The sequence below is a fragment of the Qingshengfaniella alkalisoli genome (assembly GCF_007855645.1).
In the GTDB taxonomy this organism is placed as follows: Bacteria; Pseudomonadota; Alphaproteobacteria; order Rhodobacterales; family Rhodobacteraceae; genus Qingshengfaniella; species Qingshengfaniella alkalisoli.
This window is the reverse complement of the sequence record NZ_CP042265.1, coordinates 419,384-436,296: the sequence shown is the minus strand read 5'-3', so window position 1 is coordinate 436,296 and position 16,913 is coordinate 419,384. Positions and strand designations below refer to the sequence as shown.

Here is a 16,913-nt window from a genome sequence, read left to right as displayed (position 1 = left end):
TCGCCGTCTTATAAAGACCAACAGGAGAGAACGAATGACAAAGGTCATCAAGAACGGCACCGTTGTAACCGCCGACCTGACCTATAAGGCCGATGTGCTGATCGAGGACGGTAAGATCGTCGAGATTGGCCCGAACCTGTCTGGCGACGAGGAACTCGATGCGACGGGCTGCTACGTGATGCCGGGTGGGGTCGACCCGCATACCCATCTCGAAATGCCGTTCATGGGTACGTATTCTTCGGATGACTTCGACAGCGGAACACGCGCGGCGTTGGCGGGTGGTACGACGATGGTGGTGGACTTCGCGCTGCCGTCGCCGGGGCAGGGGCTGCTGGATGCGATCCAGATGTGGGACAATAAATCCACCCGCGCGAACTGCGACTATTCTTTCCACATGGCGATTACGTGGTGGAGTGAGCAGGTCTTCAACGAGATGGAAACCGTGGTGCGCGACAAGGGCATCAACACCTTCAAGCATTTCATGGCCTATAAAGGCGCGCTCATGGTGAATGACGACGAGATGTATGTATCGTTCAAGCGTTGTGCAGAGCTTGGCGCGACACCCTTAGTCCATGCCGAGAATGGCGACGTGGTGGCCGAGTTACAGCGCAAGCTGATGGAGGAAGGCAATAACGGCCCCGAGGCGCACGCCTATTCCCGTCCGCCAGAGGTCGAAGGCGAAGCCACCAATCGCGCCATCATGATCGCGGATATGGCGGGCGTGCCACTTTACGTCGTGCATACCTCGTGCGAGGAATCGCATGAAGCGATCCGACGCGCCCGGACGCAGGGCAAGCGGGTGTATGGCGAGCCGCTTATCCAGCATCTGACGCTTGATGAGAGCGAGTATTTCGACAAGGACTGGGACCACGCCGCGCGGCGTGTGATGTCGCCACCTTTCCGCAACAAGAAGCATCAGGACAGCCTTTGGGCCGGGCTGCAGTCGGGCAGCCTGTCGGTCGTCGCGACGGACCATTGTGCTTTTACGACCGATCAGAAACGCTATGGCGTTGGTGACTTTACCAAAATTCCGAACGGGACGGGTGGACTCGAAGATCGCATGCCGATGCTTTGGACGCATGGGGTGGAAACGGGCCGGTTGACGCCGAATGAGTTCGTCGCGGTGACCTCGACGAACATTGCGAAAATCTTGAATTGCTACCCGAAGAAGGGCGCGATCCTCGTCGGTGCGGATGCCGATATCGTTGTCTGGGATCCGGCCAGGGAAAAGACGATCTCGGCCAACAACCAGCAATCCGCGATCGATTACAATGTCTTCGAGGGCCAGCAAGTGAAAGGCCTGCCGCGCTTCACGCTGACACGCGGAAAGGTGGCCGTGCATGACGGCGAAATCCGTGCCGAGGAAGGGCATGGCGAATTTGTGATGCGGGCGCCGAACACGCCTGTGAACAAGGCCTTGTCCACGTGGAAGGAATTGACGGCGCCTCGCAGGGTGGAACGTACGGGCATTCCCGCCAGCGGCGTGTGACGGTGAAACGCCTAGCCAACGCCGCGTCATACGGATGCGCGCAAGCGAGGGGACGCAGATGGTTGTTCAGCCACGCAGTGGGTTTCAAGACATGACCGGTGAAGCGACCGAGACGGTTGTTTCCGCCGAGGGTGTGGATCTGACGTTCGAGACGGCCGATGGTCCGGTTCACGCGCTCAAGGGTGTGGACCTCGATATTCAGAAGGGTGATTTTGTCAGTTTCATTGGTCCTTCGGGCTGTGGAAAAACGACGTTTCTGCGCGTGATGGCGGATTTGGAAACGCCGACTTCTGGCACGATCACGATTAACGGCACGAGCCCGGAGGAGGCACGCAAGGCGCGCGCCTATGGTTATGTCTTTCAGGCGGCGGGGCTTTACCCGTGGCGGACCATTGCGGGCAACATCCGTCTGCCGTTGGAGATCATGGGCTACAGCAAGGCCGAACAGGCGGAGCGTGTGTCGCGGGTTCTGGACATGGTAGAGCTGTCGGGCTTCGAAAAGAAATACCCGTGGCAGTTGTCGGGCGGGATGCAGCAGCGGGCGTCCATCGCGCGGGCCCTGGCCTTTGACGCCGATCTCTTGCTGATGGATGAACCTTTCGGGGCGCTGGATGAAATCGTGCGCGACCATCTGAACGAGCAGCTGCTGCAACTTTGGGACCGCACGAACAAGACGATCTGCTTCGTGACACATTCGATACCGGAGGCGGTCTACCTGTCGACGCGTATCGTGGTGATGTCACCCAGGCCCGGTCGTATCACTGACATCATCGAAAGCCCGCTTCCGCGTGAACGGCCGCTTGATATCCGTGACACGCCGGAGTTCATCGAAATCGCCCACCGCGTGCGCGAAGGGCTTCGTGCTGGTCATGGGGATCAGGTTTGATGCGAGGGGTTTGGGACCGGATCGGACCGATTGTCACCGTCGTTCTGGCGATTGTCGCGATCTGGTACGCAGCAGCGGTCTGGCTGAATGCGCCCTGGGCGTATGACCGGGCCACACGTGCCGATGTACAACTGACCGCAACGGAACTGGTCGCGGATACGTGGAACCAGGACAAACCCAAACTGCCCGCACCGCATCAGGTTGCGGGGGAGTTGTGGGATACGACCATCGCAAAGAGCATCACCTCCAAGCGCTCGCTGATCTACCATAGCTGGATCACCCTGTCTTCGACCCTTCTGGGCTTTGCGCTCGGGACTGCGCTTGGTATCGGGTTGGCCATCGGCATCGTCTACAACCGAACGATGGATATGAGCGTCATGCCATGGGCCATCGCCAGCCAGACCATTCCGATCCTCGCCATAGCACCGATGATCATCGTGGTGCTGAACGCCGTGGGGATCAGCGGGCTGCTGCCAAAGGCGATGATCTCGATGTATCTGTCCTTTTTCCCAGTTGTTGTCGGTATGGTGAAGGGACTGCGCAGCCCGGACCGGATGCAGCTTGACCAGATGCGGACTTGGAATGCGAGCGCGCCGGAAAGCTTCTGGAAACTGCGGTTGCCGTCCTCGATGCCCTATCTGTTCACCTCGATGAAGATCGCAATGGCCGCGTCACTGGTCGGTGCGATTGTGGGTGAATTGCCGACCGGGGCTGTCGCAGGTCTTGGCGCGCGGTTGCTGGCGGGCAGCTATTATGGCCAAACCATCCAGATCTGGAGTGCACTCTTGATGGCCGCGGCTTTGGCAGCTGTCTTGGTCGGGCTGATCGGTGCGTTGCAGCGCGTTACGCTCAACCGGATGGGAATGGCGTGATGGGAGCGGCATGGGTTATCGGCGCAATCTTCGCGTGGCTTGTGGGCTGGTGGATCAACGTGCGACTTGCGCGGATGCCTGCATCGCGCGGTGCAGCCTTCGCTGCACCCGTCGTTTTCGGGATCACACTGTTGATCATCTGGGAATGTGTCGTGCGAGGTTTCGATATCTCGCCGGTTCTTCTCCCCGCACCTTCTGTCATTGTCGCCCGATTTGCCGCATCATCCGACATCCTATGGCAGGACTTCGTACAAACGGTCATCAAGGGAGCGCTGACCGGCTATCTGATCGGCTGCGGGGCAGCGCTCCTGACCGCCGTTGCGGTTGACCGGTTCCCGTTCCTGAAACGCGGGCTGCTGCCCATAGGCAATTTCGTGGCGGCACTGCCGATTATCGGGATGGCACCCATTCTCGTGATGTGGTTCGGGTTTGACTGGCAATCGAAAGCGGCCGTCGTCGTGGTAATGGTCTTTTTCCCGATGCTCGTGAACACGGTGCAGGGATTGCAGGACACGACGGCGATGCAGCGTGACCTGATGCAGACCTATGCGTCAAGCTATTGGCAGACCCTGCTGAAGCTGCGCCTGCCCGCGGCGATGCCGTTCATCTTCAACGGATTGAAGATCGCGACGACACTTGCGCTGATCGGCGCAATCGTGGCGGAGTTCTTCGGATCGCCGATCAAGGGCATGGGATTTCGGATTTCGACCAGTGTCGGGCAACTTGCGCTCGACCTGGTCTGGGCAGAGATCGTCGTGGCGGCCATCGCCGGGTCGGTCTTTTACGGAAGTGTGGCATTGTGCGAACGCGCGGTGACATTCTGGCACCCGTCTCAGCGGGGCCGATAATAAAAAGCATAGATGAACAAGGAGATAGAAGATGAAGAGACTGATTGCCGGCGCGCTCGCGCTAGGCCTGCCAATGGCGGCGCAGGCGGCGGATGATGTGACACTGCAACTCAAATGGGTCACGCAGGCCCAATTTGCGGGTTACTATGTCGCGCAGGACAAGGGCTTCTACGATGAGGAAGATCTGAACGTCACCATCAAACCCGGTGGGCCTGACATTGCTCCGACACAGGTAATCGCAGGTGGTGGCGCGGACGTCACGGTGGAATGGATGCCGGCGGCGCTTGCCGCGCGCGAAAAGGGTTTGCCGCTGGTGAACATTGCCCAGCCCTTCAAAAGCTCCGGCATGATGCTGACTTGCCGTAAGGATGCGGGTGTTGAAACAACTGATGACTTCCTGGGCAAGACACTCGGCGTGTGGTTCTTCGGCAACGAATTTCCGTTCCTGAGTTGGATGAGCCATCTGGGTATTCCGACGGAGGGCGGTGATGATGGCGTTACCGTGCTAAAGCAAGGGTTCAACGTTGATCCGCTGATCCAGAACCAAGCGGCGTGTATCTCGACCATGACCTACAATGAATATTGGCAGGTCATTGATGCGGGATTCACGCCCGAAGAACTGGTTGTTTTCAAGTACGAGGATCAGGGCGTCGCAACGCTCGAAGACGGGTTGTATGTTCTTGAGGAACGGCTGGAAGATCCGGACTTCGTTGATGTCATGACCCGTTTTGTTAGGGCCTCGATGAAAGGCTGGAAATACGCCGAAGAAAACCCAGACGAGGCAGCGGAGATTGTGCTCGACAACGACGCGACAGGTGCACAGACCGAAGAACACCAGAAGCGCATGATGGGCGAGGTCGCCAAGCTGACAGCAGGCTCTAACGGCGCGCTTGATCCGGCGGATTACGAGCGCACCGTGGAGTCGCTGTTGACCGGCGGCTCAGACCCGGTGATCACGCAGGAACCGGAAGGTGCATGGACCCATGTTATTTCTGATGCGGCGCTGAACTGATCAGGCGGGGCACGGCTTGTCCGCGCCCCACAACTTCCGTTTAGAAATCCAGCCCGAGATCCAGTGTGTGAGCTGAATGGGTCAGCGCACCTGAAGAGATATAGTCCACGCCAGTCGCGGCAACCTCGGGGATGCGTTCGAGGGTCATGTTGCCTGAGGCCTCCGTGACCAACTTGCCGTCCACGCGCTCGACAGCATTACGCAGGCTGGCCGTATCCATGTTGTCCAGAAGTACGACATCCGCGCCAGCAGTTGCCAGTACCTCGTCCAGCTGATCCAGTGTGTCCACTTCGATCTCGACCCGGACCATGTGGCTTGCCACCTGTCGCGCGGCGTTCAGGGCGGCTGCGATCCCTCCGGCGGCGGCGATATGATTGTCCTTGATCAGGATCGCGTCGGACAGGCCGGAGCGGTGGTTGTATCCGCCGCCATGAAGCACGGCCTGTTTTTCCACGACCCGAAGCCCCGGCGTCGTCTTGCGTGTGCAGGTGATACGCGTGTTGGTACCATGTGTTTGATTCACGAAGCTGCGGGTCAGCGTCGAGATGCCACTAAGCCGCCCGGCGAAATTCAGCGCGACCCGTTCGGCGGACAAGATTGACGCGGCGGACCCTTCGATTTCCATCAGTGTGTCGCCTTTGCGGCAGACGCTTCCATCCGTGCGCCGGATGTTCACAGTGAGTAGCGGATCCACCAGGCGGAACGCGATGGCTGCGATCTGCATTCCCGACACGACGCCATTCTCACGCGCATTGATCTTTGCTGCGTAGCGCGTCCGCACAGGAATAACCGCGCGGGTGGTGATGTCGCCATACTGGCCGAGATCTTCGGTCAACGCCGCGCGGACCAACGGCTCAAGAATCAGGTCGGGCAGGGTGGCGAAGCTGGTCATGTTGTCTCCTTGCAGGCGGCGTCGCGAATGGTTCGAGCTTGTTCGAGTGTCATCCGCGTGCGTGTGGCCTGTTCCGGATCGCGTTCGGGAAAGTCACTACGGAAATGGCCGCCGCGGCTTTCCTCGCGCTGTAGGGCGGCGGCGGCAATCAGCGTGGCGGTGGCGGTCATATTCACAAATGCGGTGCAGCAGGCGTGTTCACGTTCCAGATCGGCGATGATGCGTAGCGCCGTTAACAGCCCTTCCGCGTTGCGAACCACCCCTACATGTGCAGACATCGTCCGGCGCAGTTGGATCACGGCCTCGGCAGTCGGGGCTGGTCCACCATCCGTAAATGCGATCTCCAGCAGCGGGGCGTCGGTCGGTGCCACCATGCGCGCGATGTCATCCGCGCAAAGGCGCGCGTAAACCAAAGCTTCCAGTAGCCCGTTGGATGCGAGCCTGTTGGCGCCATGCAATCCGGTTGACGACGCTTCGCCGCACACCCAAAGTCGGTCAAGGCTTGCGCGTCCCTGCGCGTCCGTCTGCACTCCACCCATGTGGTAGTGCGCGGCGGCGGTGATCGGGATGGGAGACTGTGTCGGGTCGATGCCGGCTTTCTTGCAGGTTTCTGCAACGCCGGGGAAAAGACTGAATATCCTGCCCCCAATAGCATCGCGCGTGTCGAGCATTGGACGCTTGCCCACCTGCCGCTGTGCAAAAATCGCGCGGGCTACGATATCGCGGGGAGCGAGTTCGGCGTCGGGATGAATGGCGGTCATGAACCGCTCGCCATCCGCATTGATAAGAACGGCACCTTCACCACGCAGAGCCTCGGTCGCAAGAGGTGCCGGATCGACGCCGATATCGAACGCGGTGGGATGGAACTGTACGAATTCGGGATCCGCGAGGATGGCCCCCGCACGCGCAGCGAGACCGATGACCTGACCACAGATGCGTGGGGGGTTCGTCGTTTGCGCGAACAACCCGCCAGAACCGCCACCTGCCAACAAGATCGCGGGTGCCTGAATCAGGGTGGGACGGGAAGCACGGCCGTTCGCGCGTTCGCACCAAATACCGGTTGCGACGTCGTGCTCTACCTCCAGCCCGGTGGCCAGAACGTTCTCGATCACCTGAATGGAAGGCGTAGCCCGCACCGCAGCGATCAGGGTTTCCATGATCTGCCGTCCCGCCTGATCGCCTGCCACACGGACGACACGGGCCGCGGAATGGGCGGCTTCGCGGCTCAGGACGTAGTTGCCGTTCCCATCGCGGTCGAACGGTGTGCCACGTTCGGTCAGTTCGGCGATGCGCGCGTGGGCGGCGCGGGTGACGAGCGCCGCGACCTCGGCGTCCACTGTGCCGGCACCCGCAGCAACGGTGTCCCGCGCATGGGCTTCGGGGCTGTCGGTGGCGGCCATTGCGGCCGCAACACCACCTTGCGCCCATGCGGAGCTTGCCCCCTCGCCCAGCGGGTCGGGCGAAATTATCAGGACAGGATGTGGCGCAAGATGCAAAGCGGCCGACAGCGCCCCCAGACCTGCGCCGACGATAACGACACTGTCAGTCGCGATCACGCGTCAGAGTCCGAGCTTGCGGCTGAGATCGATCATACGCTGCACGGCGATGCGTGCCTTCTCGGCGACTTCTGGTTCCACCTCGACTGGTTCAGTCATGGTGTGAAGCGACCACAACACTTTCTGCAGCGTGATCTTCTTCATGTAAGGGCACATGTTGCACGGACCGATGAATTCCACCTCGGGCAACTCGTCGGAAATGTTGGACGCCATGGAGCATTCTGTCACCAGCATCGCCTTTTCGGGCTTTTCGCGGGTGACATAGTCCAGAATACCGCTGGTGGAGCCGCTGAAGTCGGCCTCATTGACCACATCCGGTGGGCATTCAGGGTGTGCGATGATGCGGGTGCCGGGGTTCCATTCGCGGAACTCGCGGATATCCTGCGCTGTGTATTGCTCGTGCACGATGCACGATCCTTCCCACCAAACGATCCTCTTCTGCGGTACCTGCTTGGCGACGTTCTGCGCAAGGTACTGGTCTGGCGTCATGATGATCGTGTCGCTGTCCAGCGCGCCGACGATCTGTGCCGCGTTCGATGAGGTGCAGCAGATGTCTGAGGCTGCTTTTACTTCGGCAGTGGTGTTCACATAAGATACGACCGGCGCGCCGGGGTACTGTTCACGCATCTGCGCAATCCCGGCAGAGGTGATACTTTCCGCCAACGAACAACCGGCCTCCATGTCCGGCATCAGGACGGTTTTGGCGGGATTAAGGATTTTGGACGTCTCCGCCATGAAATGTACGCCACACTGTACAATGACATCAGCTTGGACTTCGACCGCCTTGACGGCCAGCTGCAGACTGTCACCAACCACATCGGACACGCCGTGAAATATATCGGGCGTCATGTAGTTATGCGCAAGGATGACGGCGTTGCGCTCTTTCTTGAGTCGGTTGATAGCAGCTACATAGGGTGCCTGAATTGCCCATTCCACTGGGGTCACGACACGATTCATTCTGGCGTATATATCCGACAGGGACTCCGCCAGATCCGGATTTGGTTCGAGGTCATAGGCCTCGGACAGTTCCTGCTCCATGAACTGCAGATCCAGCATAAATGTCTCCTGCGTGCCTGACGGCTAGTTAAACTAGACGTTTACTTCCACCCGATTTGTAGAATTTCAAGGGCAATCGATGGAGACTTGATTGTCTGGTGCGTCAGATACGTCAGGTGTTGCATCATGGCGTGACGTTGCATCAAGGTCGGGCCTGCCAATAATTGTCCGTTGAAAACAATGTTTCACCGAAACGTGTACTGAGTTCTGGGCTGCAGCTTTCTCCGTTGGTCAGGCCTTGGTGCAGAATTCAATGCTGAGAAGATTCACGCTTGAAGTTCAGTTGGATATGAGGCGGGCATGGGCAAGCATGAACTGGCCTGCAGCCGCACGATGAGCTGGCAATCCCGCAATGATGCGTTGAGCGGCTGGCCATCATGCACCTGTGCGCCGCATCGGTCCACAGCATCCGAGGGAAGACGGCCCTGCGTTCGTTGCACAAGCAAGCCAGAGAGTTGGTAGGCTACTAGGGTCAACGGCGAGAACATACCAGGACGGGCCTATTGACGCTTCACCAGCGCAATCTGAACCCAAAGTTCGCACCAAAGCTGGTATTATCCTGATCGTTATCGATACCTGCGCCATATAGCAGGGCGGCGTATCCGCTGAAGGCCTCACTAAACTGGGCTGATGCACCGGCTTTGATCTCCAGAGATGTCTGTTCGAGGTTCGTCGTGACCGGCAAACCGTTGAACGAAACCGTGTAGTCATCGTCGGGCGTATGCCAGAGGTTCAGCGTTGCGAATGGCTGGGTCGGCACTTTGTTGACGAAGGTATCTCTTTCAACACGCACGCCAACCCGGCTCGTCCAGGTATCAAAACGATCATAGTCGATTGAAGTGAATGGGTCTTCCGTATCGTCAAGGTCAACCCGTTGCCAGATTACTTGTGCCTGGGGCTCGATGAGCCAACCGTTATTCAATGTATAGGGCCGGCCGCTTTCAAGGGATGCAAGGACAGAGTAGCCACCGATGTCCGCACTTATGTTCCTGTCTGATCCTGAATCCCCATCTAGCCAAGAGTACATGGCAACCGCGTCCAGATACGTGCCGTTGGGTGCAATATGCGTCCAATAGCCCCCCAGCGATAAGCCCTGCAGATCAGCGCTTCCGACGCCGACGTCGATGCGACCGAGAGAGTTGCCGAGCGTATCTGCATTGGCGGTTGTGTAAGCGAAGAACATCCCTGCGCGATCCTGGCTGCCGTCATCATAGGGATCGCCGATAAAATCCACGCCCACTTGAAAGCCACCTATCTGACCTTCTGCACCTGGATTGAGCTCATAATCCAGTTTTCCTATGTGGGTTGACCAGCTTTGATCAAACGATTTCCCGAACACGCGCGCCCAACTGCCGGGAAAATCACCAAAGCTGTTCAGCAGAAACTGATCTCCCTGTCGGTCATGGAAGGTTCCGATGGCTTCGATGCCCATACGCTGGGCGATCGCCGGCTTGACGACGTATCCGGGTATCTCCGGACGGACCGAGGGAATGACAGGTTGCGGGTTGGGATCGGGGTCGGGCGTTGGGTCTGGATCTGGCGTTGGATCGGGATCGGGCGTTGGATCCGGGTCTGGATCTGGCGTCGGATCGGGATCGGGTGTTGGGTCCGGGTCTGGATCAGGTGTTGGATCGGGGTCGGGTGTTGGGTCCGGATCGGGATCAGGGGTTGGATCGGGGTCTGGATCTGGCGGAGTATATCCGGACCGTAGGAACCAGTCGCTGTCCGTTTCCGGGTTTGCATTGATGCCACCGCGATAGAGTTGATACTCGAAAATACCTGCGGCAACCGGTTCGCTCAGTGCAAAGGCGTTCGACGCAGTCGTCGCACCATCAATTGCGTCAACAACCTTGATACCATCCCCGGTCGTCATGTCGCCCAGACCGTCAACATTGGAAATCGTCAAACTGCTGGACCCGGTTCCGCTCCCGTCAGTTCCACCGATAACAAGCATGTCCGATGGTGCCCCATCGCTTTCAAGGTAGCTATGCAGGGCAACCCTACCATCCTGACCGACGTAATTCCCTCGGACGGTAAACGTGTCATGCAAGCTGAAGCCGGAGGCCGGGGTGTCATTGGTCATATCGATCAAGCCGGCATTATAGACAGTTGCTGCCTGCGATGCGTCATATGCCTGGATACCATAGCCGAAGGAATCACCAGCCAAAATCGTACTGGTCTCATCGATAGTAAGCTGGCCGGTTCCGGTTCCGGCATCACCAAGGGTCAGATAGCCTGTCGTGTAAATGTACCGCAGTTCTGTACTGTCGGTGAGATTGATGGTTTCCCATTCGATGAAATTCTGTGGCGCCGTCCCGCGGCCGGCTTCGGTTGCATTCGTCGACGCTACCAGCGTTAGCGTATCGTCACCCTGTCCGCCTTCCACGTTCAGCCCGTCGGTGAGGCTTGCCTCAGACACGGCGACAAATATTGCGCGATCATCCCCGTCACCCATCGTGAAGCCACCGGAGATACTCCCGGTGACCCAGTTAAAATAGTCGTCGCCGGCACCCATATCGATACTTGTGCTGATATTGCCCGCGAGCAGTTCAACGTGATCGGTTCCGTCTCCCAGATTGATCGCCCCGGCGAATGTGCCCCGGATCAGGGCTGTATCATCCGAATTCCCTATGCTTGTGATCCCGTTCGAAACAGAACCATCGGCAAAGTTGACGATCGTATTGCTCCCCGTTCCACTGAAGTTCAGGTTCCCGGCGATGCTTCCACGGTTGTTCAAGCGGAACGTGACATTATCGGTCCCGTTTACCGTGCCTTGGATTTCTCCGTTGTTGTTGATGACAATGCTGTCATTGCCGGACATAACAACGCTACCATCCAATCGGCCATCGTTGTTGAGTTCACTCGATCCCGTGTCAGATATTTCGAGTGTGCTGTACAGTTCCGCACCGGGAAGAACATTCACGGTCGTTCCCGTCCCGCCATTAACGGCGGGTGCCTCTCCTCCGTCGCAGTTCAGAGTAGATCCAGATGCCGTGCAATCCGCCGCCACGACACCGGGGACAGACATCGCCACCGCAGCGACGGAGCATCGTAGGAGAGATTTGCGCAATGGTGAGATGGCATGACGGGGAACACGCGCTTCTACTCCCGAAAGGCTGAATGGGTTGGGCTTCGGGGCGTAGCGGTTCATGTGCCTGCGTCTCCATCGTCGGAATGGCTTAGAGTGTCCATTCATGTCTAACCCGGCGTCAGGCCTTTTCAAGGCAGAAAGCTGAACAACTACCGAAGATTAGCGCTTATCAATCGCTCTTCGTGACTGTCGTGGCCCTGATGCTGTAACCGCCCCGGCGGCCTCTGATGTGGCACGGTGGGTTTGCTACAATCCACATTGGCGGACGGTTATGTCAGAGATTTCCATGATCGGGCTGGATCGGATGCTCGACGAAAAGCGGGCGGATCGGGGCGATGGCGTCGATATAGACGCGGGCGGTATAGAGGCTGCCGGGCCGAGCGGTTCTTCGCAAGAAGTCACGGCGCGCACAGGTCCTGGAGTTTTTTTGACCAGTTGCCGCCTTGCATCGTCGCAATGGAAGCCTGTGGTGGTTCTCATTTCCGGGCGCGGGAGATCGGGAAGCTGGGCCATGAAGTGCGGCAGATCCCTCCGGCCTATGTAAAGCCCTTCGTCAAGCGTCAGAAAAATGATGTTGAGATGCGACCGTTGCCCCGGTGGGGCCGCGTAAGCGCACCGAACGACGCAGAGGCCATATGTGAGGCGCAGTGCGTCCGTCTATGCAGTTTGTGCCGGTTAATAGCGAAGAAGTCCAAGCGACAGCGATGGTGTTTCGCGCTCGCGATCAGCTCATTCGGCAGCGCACACAGCTCATCAATGCGTTGCGCGGTCCCTGCGACGCTTGCTGATCATCGGCGCCAACAGTGTCATCATCAATCGACACGTCCATCGGGCAGCGCAGCCCGGCACCTGGTTGGCGGCCCTTTTATCACGCAAGCCAACGATGCTGGTAGGGATGGCATTGGCGAACAAGATGGCGCGGATCGTCTGGGCCTTGATGGCCCGGGGCGGCGTCTATCAGTCTCCGGTCGCGACGACGCAAGCCGACCGTCGGTCGCGAGGACATCGGAGCGAGCGAGGGCAAGGAGCAGTTTGGCGCAACGATCGAGACGGGATCGGGAAACCCAGCCTGCAACAAAGTGCCTTCGAGCACGCGGCGTTGATTTGGACCCGGTCCGCGAACACCATACGGACCCGCGACATCCGCGAGGTCTCATCATGAGGCCGGACATATGTCAGCACCCGACGACGCGTCAGAAAAGCTTCAAAATCCCTCTTGCGTTCGGGACGGTTACATATGTTGCTGAACTCCCGCTTGAGGCGTGACCTAGCTGCGAGGCAGGACCAAGGTGCCGACGATCAAGTCGCTCTGGCGCGTGTTCGACGGGTTGATCCTAGTCGAGGAGTTGGAACGCAACGCTATCCCGGTATCCGCTGAGATGCCCGGGTGGGAAACGATCCAGCTTGCGTACAAGCGCCGTGGCATTCTGGTCCGCCAGATCATCGATGCGATCCGGGAGGCCGTCTTGGTGGCGGGCAAGCGTCAGGATGCCTTTGGGTATCACGGCATTGTCGTCAAAGTCTCCAGCATCGATGGACTTCGAGAACAGCGCCGGTGAGGCGGACCTTGCACTGATTGAGGGTACAATGAACGCCTCCGCATTCTCTCGCCCGGTCGGGGTACGGTAGAAGTGTGGCTTTCTTGCTCTTGTCGAGGGCGGGCACACTCCGGCAACCGAACTTGTGAACCCAGCGACCGGGCGCGTGAGCTGGCGTATGACCGATCAGGATAGTATCGTCTTCCATGAAAAGTTCACAACGCCCACCCTGATAGCTGCCGAGACGGCCGTTCACCTAAATACGACTCTGGCGGCATTGGCGGCATTGGCGGGTGGGCGGGTCTCAACCTGAACGTGCAAGCTTATGCTTCATTGGCTGCCAACGAACCGTAAGCTTGCACGATTACACCAATAGGCGGCATATCACGGCTGAAGTAACCGCTCGTTCCGAGGTGATTGAGCGGCTGAACTGCGGACAATGTGTGAATTCGCTGAGTCTGACCGATATTTGCTTTGTGCGCCTTGTGGAGCCTCACATTGAATTGCAAACGAGTTGCATACCTCCAGAGGCCAAACCCTCGATCGCCCGGTGATCCGATCGACCCTTCATAGGTTCACAAGAAGGATCTCATGTCCTTGAAAGTTATGGCGGGCATGAGCCTGAAAGATAACTTATTCACCTCAAATATCATACTTATAATAATAAAATTATTCCCGAAACTTGGCTCCACACTACCCTTCAAGCGGCCAGATCAGCGGGATGACAAGCACGGTCATGGCACCGATAATTATGTTCATCGGCACACCGATCCTGACGAAGTCGAGGAACCGATAGCCGCCAGCACTGTAGACGAGCGTGTTCGTCTGGTACCCGATTGGCGTCGCGAAACTCGCACTCGCGCCGAACATGACCGCGACGATGAAGGGGCGTGGGTCCAAACCAAGCTGCACGGCAACGCCCGCCGCGATTGGTGCCATGAGGACCGCAACGGCATTGTTGGTCACCAGCTCGGTCAGGATGGAGGTCAGGGCATACACAAGCAGGAGCGCCACAATCGGTCGTGCGGTCGCCAGCAGGGGCGATACGCCGCCGACGATCAGTGTCAGTGCCCCGGACTGCTCCAGCGCCCTACCCATGGTCAGCATGGACACGATCAACAGCAGCAAGCGGCCGTCGATGGCCCCGATTCCCTCGTCCGCATCAATGCATTTGGTCAGGAACACGATCGCAACCCCGACTAGGGCAAGCGTCAAGATCGGCGCGACGTTCAGTGCAGCCAGCACCACCACGCCCGCCATTGTGCCGATGGCAATGGGAGCTTTGGACTGCCGAAAGGCACGCGCGCCGACCGGCGACAACATGATCAGGCGCTCCTCGTCGACGAGGAGCGCAATGTCTTCTCGTGTGCCATCAAGCAACAGGGTGTCGCCGACCGCGAGCCGCATCTTTGAAAGCCGCATGTCGAGCGCTGTACCATTTCGGTGCAGTGCGATCGGATAGACGCCGAAGCGCCGCCGCCAGTGCAGCCGACCGATCATCCTGTGAAGTGCCCGGGTGTCCGGACCAACCAGAACCTCGACCACGGACGTGCGTCGGGTCGTCGATGGCTCCGTGCCAGTGATCGCCTTGTCCGCCAAGATGCCATCGCGAAAACCCATGAGTTCCGCCTCTCGGGTGGCGAGCACCACCATGTCTCCCGCCTGGAGATCAGTGTCATCCAGCGTCTGGCGATGAGAAACATTGCCGCGGACAAGATCGACGACCCGGCTGCCCCCGGTTTGGAAGGCAGCCACCTTACGGGGCGGCGTGCCAACCAACGGCGACCCTGCCGGAATGAACATTTCGACCAGCCACCTGCGCTGATCCCGCTCAGGCAGACTGGATCCGACGGTCTGACGGACGGGAAGAAAGCGCGGTGCCGCAACCGCCAGAAACGCGGCGCCGATCAGGGCGACAATGATCCCGAGCGGCGCAATCTCGAAGATACCGAAAGGTGCCAGCCCCAGATCCCGAGAGACGCCGTCGACCAGGAGGTTCGTGGAGGTTCCGATGAGCGAGCAGGTTCCGCCAAGTATGGCCACGTAAGACAAGGGGATCAGCAGGTGGGATGCTGCGATCTTCATCTCGCGCGCGAGCGTGATGACGACCGGGATCAGCACCATGACAACCGGCGTGTTGTTCATGAAGGCCGAAGCGATGGCAGCGGAGCCGAAAAACAATCCGATCGTCAGCCTCGGATAGGTCGACGAATATCGGCCCAAGATGCCGCTTACGGTTTCCAGAACGCCTGTTCGCACAAGGGCTGCGCTCAGGATGAACATCGCCCCGATGGTTGCCGGCGCCGGATTGGCGAGCGGCGCGAGAACGTCATCAGGGTCCACCAGTCCGATAACTAGCGCAGCGACGGCGCCGCAGAATGCGACAATTTCAGGCGGCTGAACTTCCAACGCGAAGGCGATGAATACTGCCAGAAGCAGTAAGATCGCAGCATAGGGGGCTAGAACGATCAGATCGAGAGGCATGGTACTGTCTCATTCCGTGCACACGAGCCTTCAGGATACTGCAATCTGTGGGTGCAGGCACCACCGTTGTCGCAAAGCGATACGACCATGCCTGAACGGCAGCGTTCGGCACCACCGCGTCTGGCGACGTATCGTCGGGCAGATGCGCGCGCAGCAAGTGCCGCTCTGCCCGGAGGGGATGCCCAAGGCCTGCTCGACCGTGCTTTGGGCGGCAGGACCGGGGTTCGCCGCCATCCCGTCCGCATGACCCTTCGGTAGACCGAGTAGCACAAGCGCCAGCACAACGAGAAGCCGCGACACGATCGCTCCAAGCCTTCTCATATCGTGCGTGGAAGCGTTTGTCATCCCTGGGCGGTCCAGACGTAGGCGACATAGCCCGCCAGCATCGCCAGGCCGATCCCGCGCCCAATCACCGGGCGGGTCAGCAGCAGTGCTGTCAGGATCAGCGAAACGGCGATCATCACGGGCAGATCGAAGGTCAGGAACCGCGACGCCACCGGGATCGACGCGGTCACACCTAGGATGCCCAGCACGTTGAAGATGTTCGATCCGACGATGTCATCGATGGCGATCTCGGACTGGCGGCGGAAGGCGGCGATCAGCGATGTCGTCAGTTCCGGCAGCGATGTGCCGACGGCAACGATGGTCAGGCCGATGAGCGTTTCCGAAATCCCATAGCCGTGCGCGATGCTGACCGCGCCATCAACAAGGAAACGAGCGCCGACCATGAGGGCGACAAGGCCACCGATGATCCACAGGGTCGACACGAGCGCCAAGGCCGGAGCAGGAATGCCGACGCCCACGGCTTCCATGCCGCTGGGTTGGCGGTAGGCCCAGATCAGGTAAGTGGCCAGACCCGCCACCAGGATCTGGCCCGAGAGACGCCCCAACTGTCCCATGGCAAAGACCGGCGCCAGAACCACCGCTGCGGTCATCATCACGGCCGTGTCGCGGCGCAGCGTCGCCCCCATGACCTTGATCGGCCAGATCAGCGCGGACAGGCCAATGATGAGCAGGATGTTGACGACGTTCGAGCCGATGATGCTGCCGAGCGCGATATCGGGCACGCCAGGCCAAGCGGCATCCGCCGCCGCCGTCTGGGATGCCTGCTCGACGCATTCGAGGTGGAAGAATTTCTCGGGCGCGGCGATCGGCCCTTCGTTGCGCGCGAGCATTTCTATGTCCGCTT

Annotated in this window: 12 protein-coding genes and 1 pseudogene; 7 read left to right on the top strand and 6 right to left on the bottom strand. The window is 59.3% G+C overall.

The window, feature by feature from the left end; genetic code table 11:
- Positions 1-34: 34 nt before the first annotated feature.
- The 5 genes from hydA to FPZ52_RS18400 all read left to right on the top strand — a co-directional run bounded on the left by hydA (position 35) and on the right by FPZ52_RS18400 (position 5,107).
- On the top strand, positions 35-1,489 hold the full coding sequence (gene hydA / locus FPZ52_RS18420) for a dihydropyrimidinase (RefSeq protein ID WP_146367051.1): 1,455 nt from the start codon (positions 35-37) through the stop codon (positions 1,487-1,489).
- A gap of 91 nt (positions 1,490-1,580) precedes the next feature.
- Positions 1,581-2,375, top strand: a complete 795-nt coding sequence (locus tag FPZ52_RS18415) for an ABC transporter ATP-binding protein (protein ID WP_146367153.1) — start codon at positions 1,581-1,583, stop codon at positions 2,373-2,375.
- Positions 2,375-3,247 (top strand): ABC transporter permease, encoded by an 873-nt coding sequence (locus FPZ52_RS18410; RefSeq protein WP_146367050.1) that lies wholly within the window; start codon positions 2,375-2,377, stop codon positions 3,245-3,247. Before FPZ52_RS18415 ends, FPZ52_RS18410 begins: the two co-directional genes overlap by 1 nt.
- Positions 3,247-4,095: an ABC transporter permease gene (locus FPZ52_RS18405; RefSeq protein ID WP_146367049.1), complete on the top strand. Its 849-nt coding sequence runs from the start codon at positions 3,247-3,249 to the stop codon at positions 4,093-4,095. Before FPZ52_RS18410 ends, FPZ52_RS18405 begins: the two co-directional genes overlap by 1 nt.
- Before the next feature lie 31 nt (positions 4,096-4,126).
- Positions 4,127-5,107, top strand: a complete 981-nt coding sequence (locus FPZ52_RS18400) for an ABC transporter substrate-binding protein (protein ID WP_146367048.1) — start codon at positions 4,127-4,129, stop codon at positions 5,105-5,107.
- A gap of 40 nt (positions 5,108-5,147) precedes the next feature.
- On the opposite strand, the gene nadC is transcribed toward FPZ52_RS18400, so the two are convergent.
- From nadC to FPZ52_RS18380, 4 genes are all read right to left on the bottom strand, one after another.
- A complete protein-coding gene (gene nadC, locus FPZ52_RS18395; protein WP_146367047.1) occupies positions 5,148-5,999 on the bottom strand; it encodes a carboxylating nicotinate-nucleotide diphosphorylase in 852 nt (283 codons plus the stop codon).
- Positions 5,996-7,555: an L-aspartate oxidase gene (locus tag FPZ52_RS18390; RefSeq protein WP_146367046.1), complete on the bottom strand. Its 1,560-nt coding sequence runs from the start codon at positions 7,553-7,555 to the stop codon at positions 5,996-5,998. Before FPZ52_RS18390 ends, nadC begins: the two co-directional genes overlap by 4 nt.
- A 3-nt stretch (positions 7,556-7,558) precedes the next feature.
- Positions 7,559-8,611: a quinolinate synthase NadA gene (nadA, locus tag FPZ52_RS18385; RefSeq protein ID WP_146367045.1), complete on the bottom strand. Its 1,053-nt coding sequence runs from the start codon at positions 8,609-8,611 to the stop codon at positions 7,559-7,561.
- 511 nt (positions 8,612-9,122) lie between these two features.
- Positions 9,123-11,762 carry an autotransporter family protein gene (locus FPZ52_RS18380; protein WP_168201420.1) on the bottom strand — a complete coding sequence of 880 codons (2,640 nt, stop codon included), beginning with the start codon at positions 11,760-11,762 and terminating at the stop codon, positions 9,123-9,125.
- A gap of 314 nt (positions 11,763-12,076) precedes the next feature.
- On the opposite strand from FPZ52_RS18380, the pseudogene FPZ52_RS18375 reads away from it, so the two are divergent.
- A pseudogene (locus FPZ52_RS18375) lies at positions 12,077-12,669 on the top strand (hypothetical protein); the annotation flags it as partial.
- A 322-nt stretch (positions 12,670-12,991) separates the two neighbouring features.
- Complete coding sequence (locus FPZ52_RS18370; protein WP_146367043.1) at positions 12,992-13,261, top strand: hypothetical protein; 270 nt, start codon at positions 12,992-12,994, stop codon at positions 13,259-13,261.
- 672 nt (positions 13,262-13,933) lie between these two features.
- Here FPZ52_RS18370 and FPZ52_RS18365 read toward each other — a convergent pair.
- Together FPZ52_RS18365 and FPZ52_RS18360 are read right to left on the bottom strand one after the other, a co-directional pair.
- Positions 13,934-15,724: an SLC13 family permease gene (locus tag FPZ52_RS18365; RefSeq protein ID WP_146367042.1), complete on the bottom strand. Its 1,791-nt coding sequence runs from the start codon at positions 15,722-15,724 to the stop codon at positions 13,934-13,936.
- A 341-nt stretch (positions 15,725-16,065) separates the two neighbouring features.
- Positions 16,066-16,899: a sodium:calcium antiporter gene (locus FPZ52_RS18360; RefSeq protein ID WP_146367041.1), complete on the bottom strand. Its 834-nt coding sequence runs from the start codon at positions 16,897-16,899 to the stop codon at positions 16,066-16,068.
- Positions 16,900-16,913 lie beyond the last annotated feature (14 nt).

Excerpts from the sequence above, each read along its gene's own strand:
- FPZ52_RS18365 (WP_146367042.1), bottom strand. The coding sequence starts at position 15,724 with ATGCCTCTCGATCTGATCGTTCTAGCCCCCTATGCTGCGATCTTACTG.
- FPZ52_RS18400 (WP_146367048.1), top strand. The coding sequence starts at position 4,127 with ATGAAGAGACTGATTGCCGGCGCGCTCGCGCTAGGCCTGCCAATGGCG.
- FPZ52_RS18410 (WP_146367050.1), top strand. The coding sequence starts at position 2,375 with ATGCGAGGGGTTTGGGACCGGATCGGACCGATTGTCACCGTCGTTCTG.
- FPZ52_RS18405 (WP_146367049.1), top strand. The coding sequence starts at position 3,247 with ATGGGAGCGGCATGGGTTATCGGCGCAATCTTCGCGTGGCTTGTGGGC.
- FPZ52_RS18380 (WP_168201420.1), bottom strand. The coding sequence starts at position 11,762 with ATGAACCGCTACGCCCCGAAGCCCAACCCATTCAGCCTTTCGGGAGTA.
- nadA (WP_146367045.1), bottom strand. The coding sequence starts at position 8,611 with ATGCTGGATCTGCAGTTCATGGAGCAGGAACTGTCCGAGGCCTATGAC.
- nadC (WP_146367047.1), bottom strand. The coding sequence starts at position 5,999 with ATGACCAGCTTCGCCACCCTGCCCGACCTGATTCTTGAGCCGTTGGTC.
- FPZ52_RS18415 (WP_146367153.1), top strand. The coding sequence starts at position 1,581 with ATGACCGGTGAAGCGACCGAGACGGTTGTTTCCGCCGAGGGTGTGGAT.
- hydA (WP_146367051.1), top strand. The coding sequence starts at position 35 with ATGACAAAGGTCATCAAGAACGGCACCGTTGTAACCGCCGACCTGACC.
- FPZ52_RS18360 (WP_146367041.1), bottom strand. The coding sequence starts at position 16,899 with ATGCTCGCGCGCAACGAAGGGCCGATCGCCGCGCCCGAGAAATTCTTC.